The 17960-nt window shown below is 62.0% G+C and carries 15 protein-coding genes; 6 read left to right on the top strand and 9 right to left on the bottom strand.

The genetic code is table 11. The annotated features are described in order from the left end of the window. Positions 1 to 6: 6 nt before the first annotated feature. The 7 genes from EN808_RS13135 to EN808_RS13105 all read right to left on the bottom strand — a co-directional run bounded on the left by EN808_RS13135 (position 7) and on the right by EN808_RS13105 (position 7226). A complete protein-coding gene (locus tag EN808_RS13135; protein ID WP_135880352.1) occupies positions 7 to 927 on the bottom strand; it encodes an ABC transporter permease in 921 nt (306 codons plus the stop codon). After that, on the bottom strand, positions 927 to 2057 hold the full coding sequence (locus tag EN808_RS13130) for an ABC transporter permease (protein ID WP_127872425.1): 1131 nt from the start codon (positions 2055 to 2057) through the stop codon (positions 927 to 929). The genes EN808_RS13135 and EN808_RS13130 overlap by 1 nt, the downstream gene beginning before the upstream one ends. Continuing rightward, positions 2054 to 3631, bottom strand: coding sequence for an ABC transporter ATP-binding protein (locus EN808_RS13125; protein ID WP_189524105.1), 1578 nt, complete (start codon positions 3629 to 3631; stop codon positions 2054 to 2056). Before EN808_RS13125 ends, EN808_RS13130 begins: the two co-directional genes overlap by 4 nt. 216 nt (positions 3632 to 3847) lie before the next feature. Next, on the bottom strand, positions 3848 to 4825 hold the full coding sequence (locus EN808_RS13120; protein ID WP_135915996.1) for a quinone oxidoreductase: 978 nt from the start codon (positions 4823 to 4825) through the stop codon (positions 3848 to 3850). Positions 4826 to 4852: 27 nt separating this feature from the next. Further along, positions 4853 to 5695 carry a phosphatidylcholine synthase gene (pcsA, locus tag EN808_RS13115; protein ID WP_127280773.1) on the bottom strand — a complete coding sequence of 281 codons (843 nt, stop codon included), beginning with the start codon at positions 5693 to 5695 and terminating at the stop codon, positions 4853 to 4855. Beyond that, complete coding sequence (locus EN808_RS13110) at positions 5668 to 6282, bottom strand: DUF1326 domain-containing protein (protein ID WP_127872429.1); 615 nt, start codon at positions 6280 to 6282, stop codon at positions 5668 to 5670. The genes pcsA and EN808_RS13110 overlap by 28 nt, the downstream gene beginning before the upstream one ends. 14 nt (positions 6283 to 6296) lie before the next feature. Further along, positions 6297 to 7226 carry a DUF2182 domain-containing protein gene (locus EN808_RS13105; RefSeq protein WP_135915995.1) on the bottom strand — a complete coding sequence of 310 codons (930 nt, stop codon included), beginning with the start codon at positions 7224 to 7226 and terminating at the stop codon, positions 6297 to 6299. A 72-nt stretch (positions 7227 to 7298) separates the two neighbouring features. Here EN808_RS13105 and EN808_RS13100 point away from each other — a divergent pair, with 72 nt between their 5' ends. Both EN808_RS13100 and hspQ read left to right on the top strand, forming a co-directional pair. After that, positions 7299 to 8513 carry a UbiH/UbiF family hydroxylase gene (locus tag EN808_RS13100; RefSeq protein WP_135915994.1) on the top strand — a complete coding sequence of 405 codons (1215 nt, stop codon included), beginning with the start codon at positions 7299 to 7301 and terminating at the stop codon, positions 8511 to 8513. Positions 8514 to 8661: 148 nt separating this feature from the next. Continuing rightward, positions 8662 to 8985, top strand: coding sequence for a heat shock protein HspQ (gene hspQ, locus EN808_RS13095; RefSeq protein WP_167531432.1), 324 nt, complete (start codon positions 8662 to 8664; stop codon positions 8983 to 8985). Between the two features lie 85 nt (positions 8986 to 9070). Here the strand turns inward: hspQ and EN808_RS13090 are convergent, their stop codons facing one another. Then, on the bottom strand, positions 9071 to 9700 hold the full coding sequence (locus EN808_RS13090; protein ID WP_127278992.1) for an invasion associated locus B family protein: 630 nt from the start codon (positions 9698 to 9700) through the stop codon (positions 9071 to 9073). A 232-nt stretch (positions 9701 to 9932) separates the two neighbouring features. Between EN808_RS13090 and EN808_RS13085 the strand changes: the two genes are divergently transcribed. The 4 genes from EN808_RS13085 to mgtE all read left to right on the top strand — a co-directional run bounded on the left by EN808_RS13085 (position 9933) and on the right by mgtE (position 16469). Further along, positions 9933 to 11753 carry an extracellular solute-binding protein gene (locus tag EN808_RS13085; RefSeq protein WP_127278993.1) on the top strand — a complete coding sequence of 607 codons (1821 nt, stop codon included), beginning with the start codon at positions 9933 to 9935 and terminating at the stop codon, positions 11751 to 11753. A gap of 16 nt (positions 11754 to 11769) precedes the next feature. Further along, the gene (locus EN808_RS13080; RefSeq protein ID WP_135880360.1) at positions 11770 to 12450 is read left to right on the top strand and encodes a DsbA family protein; all 681 of its coding nucleotides are present in this window, start codon (positions 11770 to 11772) and stop codon (positions 12448 to 12450) included. Between the two features lie 491 nt (positions 12451 to 12941). After that, complete coding sequence (locus tag EN808_RS13075) at positions 12942 to 14834, top strand: ABC transporter ATP-binding protein/permease (RefSeq protein ID WP_167531431.1); 1893 nt, start codon at positions 12942 to 12944, stop codon at positions 14832 to 14834. A gap of 270 nt (positions 14835 to 15104) precedes the next feature. Further along, positions 15105 to 16469, top strand: coding sequence for a magnesium transporter (gene mgtE / locus EN808_RS13070; RefSeq protein WP_135915993.1), 1365 nt, complete (start codon positions 15105 to 15107; stop codon positions 16467 to 16469). Between the two features lie 56 nt (positions 16470 to 16525). Here mgtE and gor read toward each other — a convergent pair whose 3' ends face one another. Continuing rightward, positions 16526 to 17917 (bottom strand): glutathione-disulfide reductase, encoded by a 1392-nt coding sequence (gene gor / locus EN808_RS13065; RefSeq protein WP_135915992.1) that lies wholly within the window; start codon positions 17915 to 17917, stop codon positions 16526 to 16528. Between the last annotated feature and the right edge of the window lie 43 nt (positions 17918 to 17960).

The following is a 17960-nucleotide window of genomic DNA, read 5'->3' as shown; positions in this document are numbered from 1 at the left end:
TTGTTGTCAACGATCCGGAACGAATGGCTGCCCCAGGGATGCCGGCGTGTTCATCATCGTCAGACGCTTGTTGCGCGAGATTAGAACGAGAACCACGACGGTTGCCAGATAGGGCAGAGAAGAAAGCATCTGCGAGGGCACCGGAATGCCAAAAGCCTGTGCATGAAGCTGGCCGATCCACACCGCGCCGAAGATGTAGGCGCCGGCCAGCACCCGCCACGGCCGCCAGGATGCGAACACCACCAGTGCGAGCGCGATCCAGCCGCGGCCCGCGGACATGTTCTCGACCCACTGCGGCGTATAGACGAGCGACAGATGCCCGCCAGCAAGACCGGCGCAGGCGCCGCCGAAGATGACCGCGAGGTAGCGGTAGCGGATGACCTTGATGCCAAGCGCATGCGCTGACGTGTGGCTGTCGCCGATCGAGCGCAGCGTCAGCCCGGTACGCGTCTTGAACAGGAACCACATCACCGCGGCCGTCAGCGCGATCGAAATATAGAACACAGGGTCCTGGCCAAACAGCAGTTTGCCCACGATCGGAAGCGAACTGAGGCCGGGAATATCAAGGTTGGGGAGCCGGACTCCAGGCTGGCCGACGAAGCGCGTTCCGATCATGCCGGAGAGGCCGAGGCCGAGCAGCGTCAGTGACAATCCGGTCGCCACCTGGTTGGTGGCCAGCGACAGCGTCATGACGGCGAACAGCAGCGAGAAAAGCGCTCCCATGATGATTGCCGCCAGGAGGCCGATCCAGGGCGAGCCGGTCAGGTAGCCGGCCCCGAAGCCGCCGACGGCACCCATGATCATCATGCCTTCGACGCCGAGATTGAGCACGCCGGAACGTTCGACCACCAGTTCGCCGATCGCAGCGATCAAGAGCGGCGTCGCCGCCGTGGCAATGGTCAGGAGGATGTTGACGGTAATGTCCATCAGCGGGCTTCCTTCAACTTTGGCGCGGCCTCGAGCTTAGCGGGGACTTCCTGTTTGGTCAGCGCCAGGCCGATCAATCGGATGCGGTAATGAATGAGCGTGTCGCAGCCGAGCACGAAGAACAGCAACATGCCCTGGAACACCCTCGCCACCTTGTCGGAAATGCCGAGCGCGCTTTGCACCGCCTCGCCGCCGAGATAGGTCAGCGCCAGCACCAGGCCTGCGGCGACGATGCCGAGCGGATTGAGGCGACCGAGGAAGGCCACGATGATAGCGGTGAAGCCATAGCCGGGCGAAATCACGGGCTGCAATTGCCCGATGGCGCCTGAGACTTCCGAGATGCCGGCAAGGCCGGCCAGTGCTCCCGACAGCAGGAAGGCAAAGAACACCATGCGGTTGAGGCCAAAGCCGGCGAAACGCCCTGCCCTCGGGCTGGAGCCCAGCACGCGGACCTCGAAACCCTTGAGCATGCGGCCCATCAGGATCCAGATCAGCACCGCGGCAACCAGCGCGAAGATGAAGCCCCAATTGGCGCGCCCGGCATCGGGCATCAGTTCCGGCAGCACCGCCGAGTCGCCGAACTGGATCGTTTGTGGAAAGCCGTGTCCCTGCGGATCGCGCCACGGCCCGCGCACCAGCCAGTCGAGGAAGAGTTGCGCGACATAGACCAGCATCAGGCTGGTGAGGATTTCGTTGGTGGAGAACCGGGTCTTCAGCAAGGCCGGGATCGCAGCATAGGCCGCACCGCCGACCATGCCGAGTAGAAGCATCAGCGGCAGCACCAGCGGGCCTTCGAATTGCGGAAACAGCACCGGAATGATGGAGCCGAAGATGGCACCGAAAATGAATTGGCCTTCGGCGCCGATGTTCCAGATGTTGGCCTTGTAGCAGACCGACAGGCCGACCGCGATCAGGATCAGGGGGGCTGCCTTGATCGCCAGCTCGTGCAATTGCCAGACCTGGCTGATCGGCTCGATGAAGTAGATATGGAACGCGTTGAGCGGGTTGACGCCGAGCAGCGCGAACATAATGGCGCCGGCAATGATGGTCAGCGCGAAGGCGATGAACGGCGACAGCATCGAAAACAGCGCCGAGCGCTGCGGGCGTTTGACGAGTTCGAGGCGCATCATGCCGTCTCCAGCGTATGTTCGGCGTGGCCGGGTTCGGCGCCGCCCATCAGCAAGCCGACCTTCTCGAAAGTCGCTTCGGCTATCGGCATCGGCTTCGAGAGCTCGCCATTGTGCATGACCGCGATCGCGTCCGATATCTCGAACAGCTCGTCCAGATCCTGGCTGATCACCAGTACGGCCGATCCGCTGCGAGAGAGCTCGATCAAGGCCTGGCGGATGTGCGCCGCGGCTCCGGCGTCGACGCCCCATGTCGGCTGGTTCACCACCATCACGCTTGGGCGGCGGTCGAGCTCGCGGCCGACGATGAATTTCTGCAGATTGCCGCCCGAAAGTGCCGCCGCTTCGGGATCCGGCGCGCTCTTGCGCACATCCATCGCTTCGATGATGCGTTGCGATGCGGCGTAGACGGCGCCGCTCTTGACCATGCCGCCGGTGCCGACAAAAGCCTTGCCGTCGGTGGCATGGCGCGACAGCAGCAGGTTTTCCGAGAGTTTCATGCGCGGTGCCGCTCCATGGCCAAGGCGCTCTTCCGGCACGAACGCCGCTCCCAGCAGGCGCCGCCCGGTGATGGTGAGGCCGCCGGCGTCCTTGTCGCGGATGCGCACCGAGGCGGCATCCTGCTGCAAAACCTCGCCGGAGACGGATTCGAAGAACTCGCCCTGGCCATTGCCGGCGACGCCGGCAATGCCGATCACCTCGCCGGCGCGGACATTGAGGCTGATGTTCTTGAGCGGAATGGAAAACGGCGTTGCCGGCTTGCGGCTGAGGCCGCGGATTTCGAGCAGCGGCTGCGCGGTCTCGATCCCCTCGACCGGCGCCCGCACCACGGCCTGCACCTCGCTGCCAACCATCATGCGGGCGAGCGATGAGGCGGTCTCCTCGCGCGGGTTGCAGTGGCCGACCACCTTGCCGTGCCGCAGCACGGTGGCGCGGTCGCAGATGCGTTTGACCTCTTCGAGCCGGTGCGAAATGTAGAGGATCGATTTGCCTTCCGCGCGTAGCCGCTCCAGCGTCTCGAACAGCTTGTCGGCTTCCTGTGGCGTCAGCACCGATGTCGGCTCGTCCAGGATGATGAGTTGCGGCGTCTGGAGCAGGCAACGGATGATCTCAATGCGCTGGCGCTCGCCGACCGAAAGGTCGCCGACCAGCGATTCCGGATCGAGCGGCAGGCCATAGCTGTAGGAAAGCGCCCTCGCCTTGGCCGCGATGCTGCTGATCGGCGAGCCGTCATCCAGCGACAGCGCGATGTTCTCGGCGGCCGTCAACGCCTCGAACAGCGAAAAATGCTGGAACACCATACCGATGCCGAGCTTCTTGGCAGCCCCCGGGCTGGTGATCCGCACCGCCTGGCCGTTCCAGAAAATCTCGCCGGAATTGGGCTCGAGCGAGCCGAACAGCATCTTGACCAGCGTCGACTTGCCGGCGCCGTTCTCGCCGAGCAAAGCGTGGATCTCACCTTTGGCGATGTTGAGGTCGATATGGTCGCACGCCGTCAGCGTGCCGAATATCTTGGTCAGGCCACGAACCTCGAGCAGGTTCGCTCCATCATGATTTGCACTCACAGTGCCTCCCATCCGGATTGCCGGACATGTTCTGTGTTCCCGCAAGCATCGTATGCGCGGCCGGCTCTCGTGCGAAAGCAGCACCCGACTTGAAAGAGCTTCAAGAATTTCAGCGGAAACTCAAGGGCAAAGATCAGCCTGCCTCGCACAAGCATGTGGCTGGCCGACTTTTCGTGCAAACCAAGCCCGCGGCTGCGGCGGGACGCTGAAAACCAAGGCAGACTATCGTCAGGGAACCAGGATGGTCGTGCCTGTCGTTCTGCGTCCCTCAAGATCCTGATGCGCCTTGCCCGCGTCTTTCAGCGCATAGCGCTGATTGATCTTGATCGCGACGGCACCACTGAGCACGACCTCGAACAATGCGGCGGCGGAGGCATCGAGGTCCTCGCGTTTTGCATTGTAGACGAACAGTGTCGGCCGCGTTGCGAACAGCGAGCCCTTCTGCGCCAGCAGCGACATCGAGAACGGCGGGATGGGTCCCGAGGACTGGCCGAAGCTGACGAACATGCCGAGCGGCTTCAGGCAGTCGAGCGAGGCCGGGAATGTGTCGTTACCCACGGAATCGTAGACGACGTCGCATTTCCTGCCGCCGGTGATGGCGGCGACGCCGGCGACGAAATCCTGCTCCTTGTAGTTGATGACATGGTCGAAGCCGTGTGCCTTGGCCAGTTCGATCTTGTCGGCGGAGCTGGCGGTGCCGATGACCGTTGCGCCGAGGTGTTTTGCCCATTGGCCTAGAATGAGCCCGACGCCACCGGCCGCGGCATGAAACAGGATCGTGTCGCCTGCCTTGACCTTGAAGGTCCGGCGCAGGAGATATTCCGCGGTCATGCCCTTCAGCATCATGGCGGCGGCCTGTTCGTCGCTGATGCCGTCCGGCACCTTGACGACCTTTCTGGCATCGATGACGCGCTCTTGCGCATAAGCACCCGTCGTCACGGCGTAGGCAATCCGGTCGCCCGGCTTCAACCAGTCGACGCCCTGGCCGACTTCCAGCACCACGCCGGCGGCTTCGCTGCCGGGAATGAGCGGAAATCCGCCGGGCGGCGGATAGAGGCCCGAGCGATGATAGACATCGATGAAGTTGAGACCGATCGCGGTATGCCTGATCAGGATCTGCCCCGAACCGGGCTGGCCGGGATCGGTGTCCTCGTAAGTCAGGACTTCGGGGCCGCCATTGGCGTGGATTCGGATGGCTTTGGACATGGACAGGATTCCTTGAAGAGCGGCTGATCAGGCCTTTTTGGCGCCGAGTTTTGGAAAGAACTGCATAATGCCGCCAATGCAGGCCAGGTAGAGCCCCGTGATGGTAATACCGATCTTGGTAAAAGTGCTGACCTGCTCACCCAGCACGCCGATCTCGTCGTAGAAGGCGGCGAGCGCCGCCTGCGCAAGCGCAAGCGCGCCGAAGGCGCACCACAACAGCGTCATGCCGAGATTGATCGGCCGCAGCCGCTTCACCCGCACCGGATGGATGAAGTTTATCGGCACAAAAGTCAGAATGCCGGCCACCACCACCACGGCGAACGAAACCCATTGTCCCGGCTCGATGACGAACAGCGTGAACACCACCATGTTCCAGACCACCGGGAATCCCTTGAAGAAATTCTCCTTCGTCTTCATGCCGGTGTCGGCGTAGTAGATCGCGCTTGAGACCACGATGATCGCCGCCGACAGGAACGACAGGCCTTCGCCCATGAAACCGCGCTGATAGAGCGCGAAGGCCGGGATCAGCACGTAGGTCACATAGTCGATAATGTTGTCGAGGAGTTCGCCCGACCAGGTCGGCAGGATTTCCTTGACCTCCAGCTTTCGGGCGATCGGCCCATCGATGCCGTCAACGAACAGCGCCAGCCCCAGCCACCAGAACATGGCCGTCCAGCGCTCCTCGCTCGCCGCCACCAGCGACAGGAAAGCCAGGAACGAACCGGAAGCGGTCAGCAAATGCACCGAAAACGCGCGCGCCTGCGGCCAGGTGACCTTCTTCTTCGGTCGCGGAATCCGTTCCGTGATCTTCTCGGCGATCTTGCGGGCCTTTGTGTTCTTCCTCACGGGCCCCGCCAATCCAGCTTGCATATCTCGGCCGAGCGGCCGGCGAAATTCCAGTTGCGGCCAAAGGCCCGCATCTTGCTCTTGTCGGACCTGGCCACGATGATCTCCGGCGCGATCCAGTATTCGGAATTCGTGATCACCGTATCCTTCTCGCGGTCCTTGCCCCCGATTGGCGTGACCGCCCCGTCGATGATCTTCGGTATCTGGAAAATACGCGTCTTGTCGCGCGTCTCGTAGGTGATCGGCACCTGTTCGATGCCCAGGAATTTGCCGACCAGGATCGAGAGCAGCGACGTGGTCCCGCCGGCTTTGCCAGTGAAGATCTTGGTCAAGGCCTTGACCGCGTAGACCGAGGCCCTGACGTCGATGAACAGGCCCGCGGTCCAGTTGCCACGGCTCATGTAACCGGGGATTTCCATGATCAGCCCAAGATTGAGCCCGGAGAGGTCGACCTCGCCGAAATGGCCGGCGTCGATACGAAAACCCGCCCAGGTCTGGCAGTAGCCCTCAGTCGGAGGATGGCTGCCAAGCGACAGCACGCAAGGGCAAAAAACCGTGCAATTGCAGGAGAGTACGAGCTCTCCTTTCATTGCCCAGCTCTGATCTGCCATCGAATTTCCCCCACTCATAGCGAGACTACTAGCAGCGCGGCTGCCCAGACAAGCAGTATCGCACCAGCCAGCCGGGTTGGAAGACTGCCCGTCGTCTGTTTTTCAATCAGGGTGAACACGCCGATCAGCGCCATCCAGAAGACGTTCATCACGCCGACTGCGAACATTACCAGCATCAATGCCCAGCAGCAGCCGAGGCACCAGATGCCTTGCGCGACGCCGAGCCGGAAGACGCGGACGGTTCTCGCGCTCCAGTTCGAAAACAGGATCGAGAACGGATTCCGGCATTTCTTCAGGCAGGCCTCCTTGAGGCCGCTGAACTGGTAGAGGCCGGCAACCAGCAAGGCGAGCCCACCGGCAGCGCCAAGCAGCGGATCGAATATCCCTCCGGAGGCGGCGAATGCGTGGACGGCAAGTGTCAGTGCCGCAAACAGCATCGAGGCGGCAAGCCAGACGCTGAGGTAGCCGGCAACCAGCACCAGCGGATGGACGACTGGCTCCCCCTTGATCCGCGCCGTATCGGCGATCTCGCAATAGGTGCGGATCATTGGCGCCGCGGATGGCAGCATCGCGCCGATCGCCATGAGAAACCACATGAGGATGAGCGCTAGGGTACGCGGGCCGATGCTAGCGTCCAGCGGCGCAGGTGAAAGGCAGAGTACGAAGAACCGTTCGAGCGCGGCCGGTAACGGCAGTTGCGGCAAGTTACGCAACAAAGTGTCGCCTGGCGCGCCGATCTGGGCCTCGGCGCCGCGAATCGCCATCGCGGCAAGCAGCAGCCAGGCCAGTGCGATGCTTGCACCGACGACGACGTTGACCGTCCAGCGCGGCTTGCGCGCGACGTTTGCCGTGGCGCGGCCGGCGCGGTCGAGGTGGCTGAAATCGTCCTGTTGGCCGGTCATGACACTCGAATGGGCCGAATCGCCGCGTTGATCAAGCCGCATGATCTGCCCTATATGCGTCTCTCGACTGGGCAGGCCTGATGGCCGCCTCGCACAGCAAGCCGGAAGCCGATCTTGGAGCATCAGGAAACAGCGCGGATACTGATCGCAGGCACCGGGCCGGCGGGATTGATCGCCGCGCTTGCCTTCGCTGATGCCGGCTTTCCGGTGACGATTGCCGGGCCTGAGGTTTCGGCTCTCGACGGTCGCACCACGGCGCTCATGACGCCTGCCCTGAAAGTACTCGAACGGCTGGGCGTGCTCCAGGACATCGAGCCCAAGGCCGCACCCCTGAAGGTGATGCGTATTGTCGATGCGACCGGGAGGCTGATCCGCAGTCCCGTCGTCACGTTCCGCGCCAGCGAGATCGACGAGGAACGGTTCGGCCTGAACCTGCCCAACGGCATCCTTGGACCCGCGCTTGCCGGCAAGGTGGCCGCGCATTCCGGGATCGAATGGCGCAGATCGATGGTGAAGGCCTGGCATCTCGGCGCCGCCAAAGCTCACGCCGCGCTGGTTGACGGCAGCGAGATCGATGCGTCGCTTGCGGTCGCTGCCGATGGCCGCCTGTCGCCGGCCCGCGAGGCCGCCGGCATCTCGACGGCGGCGCGCGCCTACCCTCAGGCGGCGCTCGTCCTCAATTTCGGCCACAGCCACGAACATGGCTTCACCTCGACGGAGTTCCATACCGAGACTGGCCCCTTCACGCAGGTTCCGCTGCCGGGCAATCGCTCCAGCCTTGTCTGGGTGGTCAAGCCTGAGACCGCGAAGGAGCTTGCCGCGTTGGACGACGCAACGCTCTCGCTGCGGGTCGAACGGCAGATGCAGTCGATGCTAGGCCGGGTAACCGTGGAGCCGGGCCGCCAGATCTATCCGTTGTCGACGGTGACCCCCCTGCGTTTCGCGGCGCAGCGGGTGGCGCTTGTCGGCGAAGCGGCGCACGTGTTCCCGCCGATCGGCGCGCAAGGCCTCAACCTGGGTATCAGGGATATCGACGATCTGGTTGGAATCGCGCGGGAAAATCGTGAGGATCCGGGGGCTGCCGCTACCCTTGCTGTATACGATCTCAAGCGCCGGCCCGATATTCTGGCGCGCAGCAGCGCGGTCAATCTGCTCAACATATCGCTGCTTTCGGACATGTTGCCCGCACAGGTGGCGCGCGGCGCCGGTCTCGGCATGCTCGGCGGCTTTGCACCGCTGCGCGCTTTCTTCATGCGCGAAGGGCTTCGTCCCGGCAGCGGCTTTGCGGCGCTTGCAGGTGGCCTTCGGAAGCCGACGCGGCAGCGGTAGCGATTCTGCGGATTTTGCCGCGGTATCGCGACGTTCACCAAAAACCTTTGCTGCACATTCCGCGTATTTTGAAGGCGCTCAGACGCTTGGGATTGAATTGATGCGGAGTCTGCGCCAAATAAAGTCAAGGAATTCAGTGGTGAGTGCGATGAAAACGGCCAAATTCGCGATCGGACAGGTGGTTCGCCACCGGCTGTTCCCGTTCCGAGGCATCATTTTCGACGTCGATCCGCAATTCGCCAACACCGACGAATGGTACGAAGCCATCCCCGCCGACGTACGGCCGCGCAAGGACCAGCCGTTCTACCACCTGCTCGCCGAGAATTCGGAAACCGAATACATCGCCTATGTGTCCGAGCAGAATCTGCTCGAGGATCAGTCGGGAGAACCCGTCCGCCATCCGCAGATCAAGGAAATGTTCGACAAGAAGCCGGACGGGCGCTACGCGCCGAAACGGCAGTCCAAGCACTGACTTCCGGCATGCCGGGTACAGCCAGAAATGAAAAAAGCGGGGCATGACCCCGCTTTTTTTGACACGATAATGAGTCGACGCCGGATCAGTTGGCGGTCTTCGCCTTATCCTGCTCTTCCTTGAGCTTCTTGGCGAAGTCCTGGTTGTTCTTGGCGACGAAATCCTGGAGCTTCTTCTGCCGGTCCTCGATGTCCGACTGCTGCAGCGGGGGGCCGTCATAGGCGCCGCTGAAGCCCTGCAGCGCGATCTTAATCGGGTTGGCCTGGTTCTGGAAATTGATCGAGGTCAGCGTGATCCCCTGACCCTTCTTGAACGAGGCGACGAGCTGGTCGGTCAGCGGCACTTCCGCCACGCAACGATCCGGGAAGCAGATGACATAGTCGAGCTTCTGCGCCTTGCCGGTGTCGATCTGCAAGCCGATGCCGGGAGGCACGAGGCGACCGGTCGGGACCGTCACCTGGAACACCTTGCGGTTCACCTTGCCCTTGAGCTCGATCAGGCTGACGCCGGTGACAAGCTGGCCATTGCCAGCGGTGACGATGTTCTGGACGTTGCAGATGTCGACGTCTTCCTGCTTGGTGCAGGCCTTGAACCAGCCCTGCGGTATCTGCTGCTGCTGCTGGGCGGAAGCAGAGGGAAGTCCTGCGCCGAGAAAGCCAACCACGCCTGCGGCCATGACCGACAGGCGGTACGCGTTGCTGTTCAGGCTCGTCATGTCGTGCACTTCCTCTCAATGATCCCGGGACCGGCTTTTTCGTGCCGTGTGGTCCAGCTACCTGTTGCCAAAATGAGGCAACAGAATGACTTCGGACGGCGTGTTACACTGCAAGCGGCGTCGAATCCAGCCCGCTCACTTGTAATTCTTGACGACGCCATTGGCCGCCACGCAGTTGCCCCATGCTAGGGTGCGGATCGAATCATCAAGCCGACCTGTTAAGGAGACGGTCATGGGCCGCGTTCTTGTTTGGCTGGTCACCGCACTATCGTTTTTCACCCTGTCGTCGCCACCGGCGTTGTCGGAGCCGAAATACGCGATTGCGATGCAGGGCGAACCGGCCCTGCCGCCGGACTACACCCATTTCAGCTACGTCAATCCCAACGCGCCGAAGGGTGGCAGCATCACCTATTGCGTCGTCGGCAGCTTCGACAATCTCAACCCCTTCATCCTCAAAAGCCTGCGCACGACGGCGCGCGGCATGATGGACACGATCTTCGGCAATCTGGTGTTCGAGCCGCTGCTGCAGCGCAGTGCCGATGAGGCTTTTACTCTCTACGGACTTCTGGCTGACACCGCCGACATGGATGCCGAGCGCAGAAGCATCGAGTTCCACCTCAACCCGAATGCCAAATGGTCGGATGGTCAGCCGGTAACGCCGGAAGACGTGCTGTTCACTTACGATGCCTATACGCAGAAGGGCCGGCCACCCTACAGCGACCGCATGGCCAGGATCGCCAAGCTCGAAAAGACCGGCGACCATAGCGTGCGCTTCACCTTCAACGACAAGGCCGATCGTGAGTTTCCCCTGATCATCGCGCTGACGCCGATCATCCCCAAGCACGCTTTCGACATCGATACTTTCGACAAGACGACACTGAAGCCGTTGATCGGCAGCGGTCCCTACAGGATCGCACAGGTGACGCCCGGCCAGCGCATCGTCTTCAAGCGCAACCCCGACTACTGGGGCAAGGACGTTCCCGCCAAGCGCGGTTTCGACAACTACGACCAGATCACCATCGAGTATTTTCTCAACGCCAACGCCAAGCTCGAAGCCTTCAAGAAGGGGCTTTGCGCCATCGACGACGACGGCGACCCGGTGAAACGCGAGCGCGATCTCGACTTTCCCGCCTTCCATAGAGGCGACGTGATCTCTGAAACCTTCGACACCGGCATCCCGCCCGTCGTGACCGGGTTCCTGTTCAACACGAGACTGCCGAAATTTTCCAACCCGGTGGTTCGGCGCGCACTCGGCATGCTCTATGATTTCGAATGGGCCAACAAGAATCTGTTCGGCGGCAAGTACACCCGCACGATGAGCTATTGGCAGAATTCCGAGCTTTCAGCGCTCGGCCATCCGGCTGACGACAGGGAAAAGGCGCTTCTGGCCCCCTACCCCGGCCGCGTGCCGGCCGACGTCATGGACGGCACCTGGAAACCGCCGGTGACGGACGGTTCTGGCCAGGACCGCAAGGTGCTGAAGACCGCTTTCGATCTTCTGAAAAGCATCGGCTACCACGTGAATAATGGCACGATGCTCGATCCCGACGGCAAACCTTTCGGCTTCGAGATACTGACCGCATCGCAGGACGAAGAGCGCCTGGCCGGCATCTATCAGCGTACACTGGAGAAGATCGGCATCAACGTCAGCATACGCAGCCTGGACGGCGACCAGATCCAGTCGCGCAAGCAGCGTTTCGATTTCGAGGTGCTGATCGGCTCCAGCGGTTTCAACAACTCGTTGTCCCCCGGCATCGAGCAGATCGGGCGCTGGTCGTCCGCAGCGGCCAGGACCGAAGGATCGTTCAATCTCGCCGGCGTCGCCGATCCGGCGATCGATGCGGCCATCGACGCAATGCTGCGAGCCCGTTCGAAGGAGGATTATGTCGCCGCTGTCCGCGTGCTCGACCGGCTGCTGATCTCCGGCAATTACCTGGTGCCGATGCAGTACAACACGCAACAGTGGCTTGCTTACTGGAATTATCTGGAACATCCGCGAAAGACGCCCATATTCGGTTATCAGCTGCCGACCTGGTGGCGCAAACCGAACTGAAGATCCGGAGATAGAGATGAGCGAAGCGAACGCCATAACCGTCGATGTGGTGTCGGACGTCGTCTGCCCGTGGTGCTTCATCGGTCAGAAGCGGCTGGACAAGGCGGTGGCGGCTGCCGGTGATGTCGAAGTGCACATACGCTGGCGGCCGTTCCAGCTCGATCCGACCATTCCGCCGCAAGGCAAGGACCGCCACGAATACATGCTGGCCAAGTTCGGCAGCGACGAGCGCATTCGCGAAATTCACGCCCGCATCGAACCGCTTGGCGAAGCCGAGGGCATTTCCTTTGCCTTCGATGCCATCAAGGTGGCGCCGAACACGCTCGATGCGCATCGGCTGATCCGCTGGGCCGGGGCCGCCGGCGAGGACGTCCAGAACCGGCTGGTGCGCCGCCTGTTCCAGTTGAATTTCGAGGAAGGCGCCAACATCGGCGACCACACCGTGCTGGTCGAAGCTGCCCGCGAGGCCGGCATGGATGCATCTGTTGTTGAAACGCTGTTGCCGAGCGATGCCGATGTCGAAGCGGTTCGCACGGAAATCGCCACCGCGTCGCGCATGGGCATCACAGGCGTGCCGTGCTTCCTGCTCGAGGGCAAATATGCGGTGATGGGCGCGCAGGACGCGGACACGTTGGCTGATGCGATCCGTCAGGTAGCGGCCGCCAAGGCGCGTGGCGAGTTGGAAAAGGCCGGCTGAGCCAGCCATCCCCGCGCCGATAGCAAGAGCAGGCGTTGCGTGAGCAAACTGAGGTCCGCACGCCATGAATCGGACATCAAGGACGGCCTGTTTCGGGAATTCTGGTCAGTTCCCGATAAGAAATTCGGCCGGCCCAAAGGACTTTTGAGTCACAAAACCGTGTGCGGAGCTTCCCTAGGGGAAGGTTTCTCGCGGCCATCTGCCTAGAGCCTAATAGATTGAAATAAATAGAGATTTTATGGGTTTTGTCAGGCATTCGGGTGGCGATCCAGCCATCGATATGTTGCCTCAGGGCAACGACTGCGGACGCAATCTCGCATCCCCACTTTAAAAATTAATGGAAAATGATCAATTGGTGTTACCATCCGTAACAAAACAAAAAAGGTTTGGGCGGGATCGTGATTCGGATCGGCAGACGATCGCAAGAGTCAGTACCGGATGGACTACAAGGCGATGCCTCAGGGCGGTCGCATCTGACGCCGGTATCCTCGATGCGCAATTTTTGGGGCCTCGTGCGAGCCTACTGGGTCTCGGACCGCTGGAAGGAAGCCTGGACGCTGACGCTGGTGATCGCGTTGCTCACCGCGCTGTCCAGCAAGGCCAGCGTGTGGTTCGCCATGGCTTCGGGCGAATTGGTGAATTCGATCGCCTTCCTGCACGATGCCGCCAACACTCGCCCGCTGGAGACAATCCTGACCAACGCCGGGGTGCTGGTGCTGCTGGTCCTGCTCAAGGATGCCGGCTTCACCGGTATACGCAATCTCGTCTCGGCAACCTTGCACCGCAAATGGCGTGGCTGGCTGAACGACCAATTCAACCAGGCCTTGCTCGACGGCAACCATACCCATTTCCATGCTCAACATGGTTCCGCGGACGGCGGCATCGTTGCGCCCGACAACGTTGACCAGCGCATCCAGGAATCGATCAAGGACATGACCGGCGGTGCGATCGGCCTCGCCATGGGCGTGCTGGGGCTGGCGACCTCGCTCTACTTTATCGGCCAGAACCTGTTGCAGTCGTCAGTTGAGGTCAAAGGTCTGGAGTTCCTTGGCAGCTATGGCAGCGCCGTTCTCGCCCTTCTTGCCGTTGCCACTTACGTGCCCCTAAACACCTGGATCGCCGTCAAGCTCGGCAGCCTGCTGGAACGTCTCAATATTCGCATGCAGAAGGCCGAGGGGAGCTATCGTAGCGAACTTACGACATTTCTGCGCCGCAGCTTCCATGTCGCCGCCTCACATGGCGAAGGCGTGCAGAAAGCGATGCACGACCGGCTCTATGTCGACATTGATCGTACCTGGGGACGGCTGAATGTCGTCAACACCAGCTATATGTCGTTCGAACTAATCTACAATTTCATCGGCGCCCGCATGGTAGCCTATGCTCCGGGCCTGGTGCCGTTCATCCACAGTCGCCTGGACTATAAAGGCTATATCACCGGCTCCGAAATGGTTGCCCAGCTCATCAGCCAGTGTTCGTGGTTCATCCATGTCATGCCCGCCATCGCCACGCTTCGCGCCAACAGCCAGCGTGTGACTGAGCTCGCCAACGCGATCGAGAATGTCCAGCACCCGCAGGAATTCTACAGCCAGAGCGGCCGTTCCGACTTCCACTACGCCAACCAGAATCCGGTTTTCGGCCTGACCATCCAGAAGCTGGAGTTGGCGCACCAGGGCGAGGACGCGACGCCATTCCTCAGTTCCGCCAACTTGCGCTTCCGGCGCGGCGAATGGACCTTCCTGAAAGGCGAATCCGGTTGCGGCAAGACCTCGCTGATCAAGGCGATCAACGGCTTATGGCCCTACGGCCGCGGCACCATCGTCTTCCCCGAGGGCGTGAAGAGTTTTTATGCCGCCCAGGAGGTCAAGCTGCCGCAGGTGTCGCTGAAACAGCTGGTCTGCCTGCCCGGCTCCGAGCGCGACCATGGCGATGCCCAGGTTGCGTCCGCGCTGCACAAGGCTGGCCTTGGCGATTTCATCGAACACATGGCCAATGAAAGCCGCGAGGGTAAAAGCTGGGATCAGGTTCTGTCGGGCGGCCAGAAGCAGAAGCTTGTGGTGGCTCGTATCATACTGCAGCAACCGGGGCTGCTGTTCCTCGACGAAGCGACCGGTGCTCTCGATCCTGACGGCAAGATTGCCTTCCACCAGGCCATCAAGGACAACTGCCCCGATGTGACGGTGATCAGTGTCATGCACGAAGCCGTGGCGCCGAGATCGGCTGCGGGGACCGAGTTCTACCACTCGATGGTCTTGATTGCCGACGGTGTCGCCACCAAGAAGCCGCTCGCCCCGAGCCTGCCCGTCGAACTCACCACGATCCTGGTCCAACCAAGGCCGGTCGAGGACAAATGGACGCGGTTCTCGCGCCGGCTGAAGCAGAAATAACGACGACGTAACGGGAACTTCCGCGTCAACCCGCGCGCCGTGATCACAGTCTCGCGATCAGGGCCGTTCGGGACTGTTTTCCCTCCTCACCGCGATTGACTCGGCAAGGCTCGCTCCTATGTTGCGCCGGCTTGCAGACAGTCAAAAGCGAACCCGCAAGCAGAAAGGTCACCGCGCCATGCCTGGCGATAGTCACAGTCGAACGCAACCGCCGTCCGCCTAGACGTGACCTGAATGGTTCACGTCCTGCCGGACGGCAAGGAGTGAACCATGAACGATTTTTTCCCCGTAGCGGACGATGAGGCCGTCGCCATCGCCCGCATCCTTGCCAACGACCACGTCGCCGACGTTGTCGAGGCGCTCAATCATGAAACGCGCGAAACCGCGACGGAGCTGCTTTGCGCCGTGCCCTTCGAACGGCTGGTCGAGATTTTCGACCAGCCTGAGCTCGAAAGCGCGCCCGAATTGGCGGAGGCCCTGCCGCGCCCCAAGGCGAGCAAGCTGCTCACCGCCATGTCCGTCGACCGCGCGGCCGACATTCTGCGCGAACTCGACGAGCCGGCACGCTCCGAACTGCTCGGCGCATTGGCCCCGCCACTGCGCGCGACCCTGCTTTCCATTCTGGGCTATCCCGAAGGCAGCGCCGCCTCGATCATGACGACGGAGTTCGTCAGCGTTCCCTCCGACTGGACCGTGGGGCGCACGCTCGATTACATCCGCAAGGTCGAGCGGACGCGCGAGACTATCTACGCAATCTACATCGTCGATCCGCAAACACACCTCCTGGTGCGGTCGACGGGCTTGCGGCGGCTCATCACCGGTGAGCCGGGCGACTCGATCCTGTCGGTTGCGCCCGACCGCATGCCGGTGACGGTCAGCCCGCTGACCGATCGCGAAAACCTGGCGCAGACGATCTCCAAATACGATCTGCTCGCCGTCCCGGTCGTCGACCACGGCAAGATCCTCGGCATCGTCACCATCGACGACATCATCGACACGATGATCGAGGAGACCACGGAGGACGTGCATCGGTTCGGCGGCATGGAGGCTCTGGACGAGCCGTATATGAAGATGAGCTTCCTCGCCATGATCAAGAAGCGTGGCGGCTGGCTTTGCGCGCTGTTCATCAGCGAGATGCTGACGGCCAATGCGATGCAAAGCTACGAGGGCGAGCTGGAGAAAGCGATCGTGTTGACGCTGTTCATCCCGCTGATCATGAGCTCCGGCGGCAATTCCGGCTCACAGGCTACCTCGTTGGTCATCCGGGCGCTGGCGTTGCGCGAGATCGGCCTTCGTGACTGGTGGCGGGTGGTGTTGCGCGAATTGCCCACCGGTCTCGTGCTCGGCGCCATGCTCGGCGTGGTCGGCGTCTGCCGGATCGCGCTCTGGCAATATATGGGCTTCTACGACTATGGCCCGCACTGGCCGCTGATTGCCGCAACGGTTGGTGCTGCACTGGTCGGCATCGTCACGTTCGGCTCGCTCTCGGGGTCGATGCTGCCTTTCGCCCTGAAACGGATCGGTTTCGACCCAGCCAGTGCGTCAGCGCCGTTCGTCGCCACGCTGGTCGATGTCACCGGACTGGTGATCTATTTCTCGGTGGCGCTCGTCATCCTGCGCGGCACGTTGCTATAGCGGTTTGACTGCCGCCGCCGGCCAGGGCTGGCGGCGGCGCGCCGGTAGGCGAGGCGTCAGATGCGCTCGCCGTCCTTCACCCGATAGGTCGGCTTGTACATGGTGACGAGCTCTTCTGCCGCGGTCGGATGCACGGCCATGGTGCGATCGAAATCGTCCTTGGTCAGCCCCGCCTTCAGTGGGATCCCGAGCAGCTGCGCCATTTCGCCGGCATCCGGCCCCAGTATGTGGGCGCCGAGAACCTTGCGCGAAGCGCCGTCGACGACCAGCTTGATCAGCATCTTTTCGTCACGGCCCGACAGCGTGTGCCGCATCGGCCGGAAGCTGGCGCGGTAGATTTCGATATCGGCGAAGCGCTTGACGGCTTCGTCCTCCGACAAGCCGACCGTGCCGATTTCCGGCTGCGAGAAGACGGCGGTCGCGATCGTGTCGTGATCGGGCGCGGTCGGATTGTTCTTGAACGCCGTTTCGACGAAGCACATGGCTTCGTGAATCGCCACCGGCGTCAGCTGGACGCGGTTGGTGACATCGCCGATCGCCCAGATATTGTCGATGTTGGTGCGGGAAAACCGGTCGACCTTGATCGCACCCGTCGCGGCGGTCATCTCGATGCCTACGCCTTCCAGGCCCATATTCTCGCTGTTGGGGATGCGGCCGATGGCCAGCATCACCTGGTCGACCGTTAGCACCTGCCCGCTCGTGAGCTGCGCGTCGAGCCGCCCGTCCGGCCGCTTGCTGACCGATTCGGAGACGGCATGGCAAAGGATTTTTATTCCCTTCTTTTCCATCGTCTCATGCAGCGTGCGCCGCAGGTCCATGTCGAAACGGCCAAGGATTTCCTTACCGCGATAGACCAGCGTGGTCTCTACGCCGAGGCCGTGAAAGATGTTGGCGAACTCGACCGCGATATAGCCGCCGCCCTCTATCATGATCGCCTTCGGCAGCTCCTTGAGATCGAAAGCCTCGTTGGAAAAGATACAGTGTTCGTGGCCGGGCAGTGCCGGATGGGCAGCCGGACGGCCGCCGGTGGCGATCAGGATCTGATCGGCGGTGACGGTGCGGTCCTCGCCCAGGAGATGGATCACGTGCGGGTCGACGATCATCGCCCGCGAATGAAAGGTCTCGCCACCCGAGCCCTCGACATTCCTCTTGTAGATCGCTTCCAGGCGGCTGATCTCGCGGTCCTTGTTGGCGACCAGCGTTTGCCAGTCGAAGCTGGCTTCCGGCACCATCCAGCCATAGCCGGCGGCGTCGGCAAAATGCTCGGGAAACTGCGAGGCATAGACATAGAGTTTCTTCGGCACGCAGCCCCTGATGACGCAGGTGCCACCGAAACGGTATTCTTCGGCGATACCGACGCGTTTGCCGAGTGCTGCCGCGACCCGCGCCGCCCTCACCCCGCCGGAGCCGCCGCCGATGACGAAGAGGTCGTAGTCGTAACCGGCCATGAAGCGGCTCCTTGAACGTCGAAAATGTGAGTGACAGGTAGGC

Origin of the sequence: Mesorhizobium sp. M8A.F.Ca.ET.165.01.1.1, from assembly GCF_004792065.1 — a bacterium.
Taxonomy (GTDB): Bacteria; Pseudomonadota; Alphaproteobacteria; order Rhizobiales; family Rhizobiaceae; genus Mesorhizobium.
The sequence above is the reverse complement of the archived record's forward strand: the minus strand, read 5'-3'. Positions and strand labels throughout refer to the sequence as shown.

What these genes read in the sequence shown, in the direction of transcription:
- EN808_RS13125 (WP_189524105.1), bottom strand. Translation starts at nt 3,631, where the DNA reads ATGGGAGGCACTGTGAGTGCAAATCATGATGGAGCGAACCTGCTCGAG.
- EN808_RS13135 (WP_135880352.1), bottom strand. Translation starts at nt 927, where the DNA reads ATGGACATTACCGTCAACATCCTCCTGACCATTGCCACGGCGGCGACG.
- pcsA (WP_127280773.1), bottom strand. Translation starts at nt 5,695, where the DNA reads ATGCAAGCTGGATTGGCGGGGCCCGTGAGGAAGAACACAAAGGCCCGC.
- EN808_RS13110 (WP_127872429.1), bottom strand. Translation starts at nt 6,282, where the DNA reads ATGGCAGATCAGAGCTGGGCAATGAAAGGAGAGCTCGTACTCTCCTGC.
- EN808_RS13075 (WP_167531431.1), top strand. Translation starts at nt 12,942, where the DNA reads ATGCGCAATTTTTGGGGCCTCGTGCGAGCCTACTGGGTCTCGGACCGC.
- EN808_RS13130 (WP_127872425.1), bottom strand. Translation starts at nt 2,057, where the DNA reads ATGATGCGCCTCGAACTCGTCAAACGCCCGCAGCGCTCGGCGCTGTTT.
- EN808_RS13120 (WP_135915996.1), bottom strand. Translation starts at nt 4,825, where the DNA reads ATGTCCAAAGCCATCCGAATCCACGCCAATGGCGGCCCCGAAGTCCTG.
- EN808_RS13085 (WP_127278993.1), top strand. Translation starts at nt 9,933, where the DNA reads ATGGGCCGCGTTCTTGTTTGGCTGGTCACCGCACTATCGTTTTTCACC.
- hspQ (WP_167531432.1), top strand. Translation starts at nt 8,662, where the DNA reads ATGAAAACGGCCAAATTCGCGATCGGACAGGTGGTTCGCCACCGGCTG.
- gor (WP_135915992.1), bottom strand. Translation starts at nt 17,917, where the DNA reads ATGGCCGGTTACGACTACGACCTCTTCGTCATCGGCGGCGGCTCCGGC.
- mgtE (WP_135915993.1), top strand. Translation starts at nt 15,105, where the DNA reads ATGAACGATTTTTTCCCCGTAGCGGACGATGAGGCCGTCGCCATCGCC.
- EN808_RS13105 (WP_135915995.1), bottom strand. Translation starts at nt 7,226, where the DNA reads ATGCGGCTTGATCAACGCGGCGATTCGGCCCATTCGAGTGTCATGACC.
- EN808_RS13090 (WP_127278992.1), bottom strand. Translation starts at nt 9,700, where the DNA reads ATGACGAGCCTGAACAGCAACGCGTACCGCCTGTCGGTCATGGCCGCA.
- EN808_RS13080 (WP_135880360.1), top strand. Translation starts at nt 11,770, where the DNA reads ATGAGCGAAGCGAACGCCATAACCGTCGATGTGGTGTCGGACGTCGTC.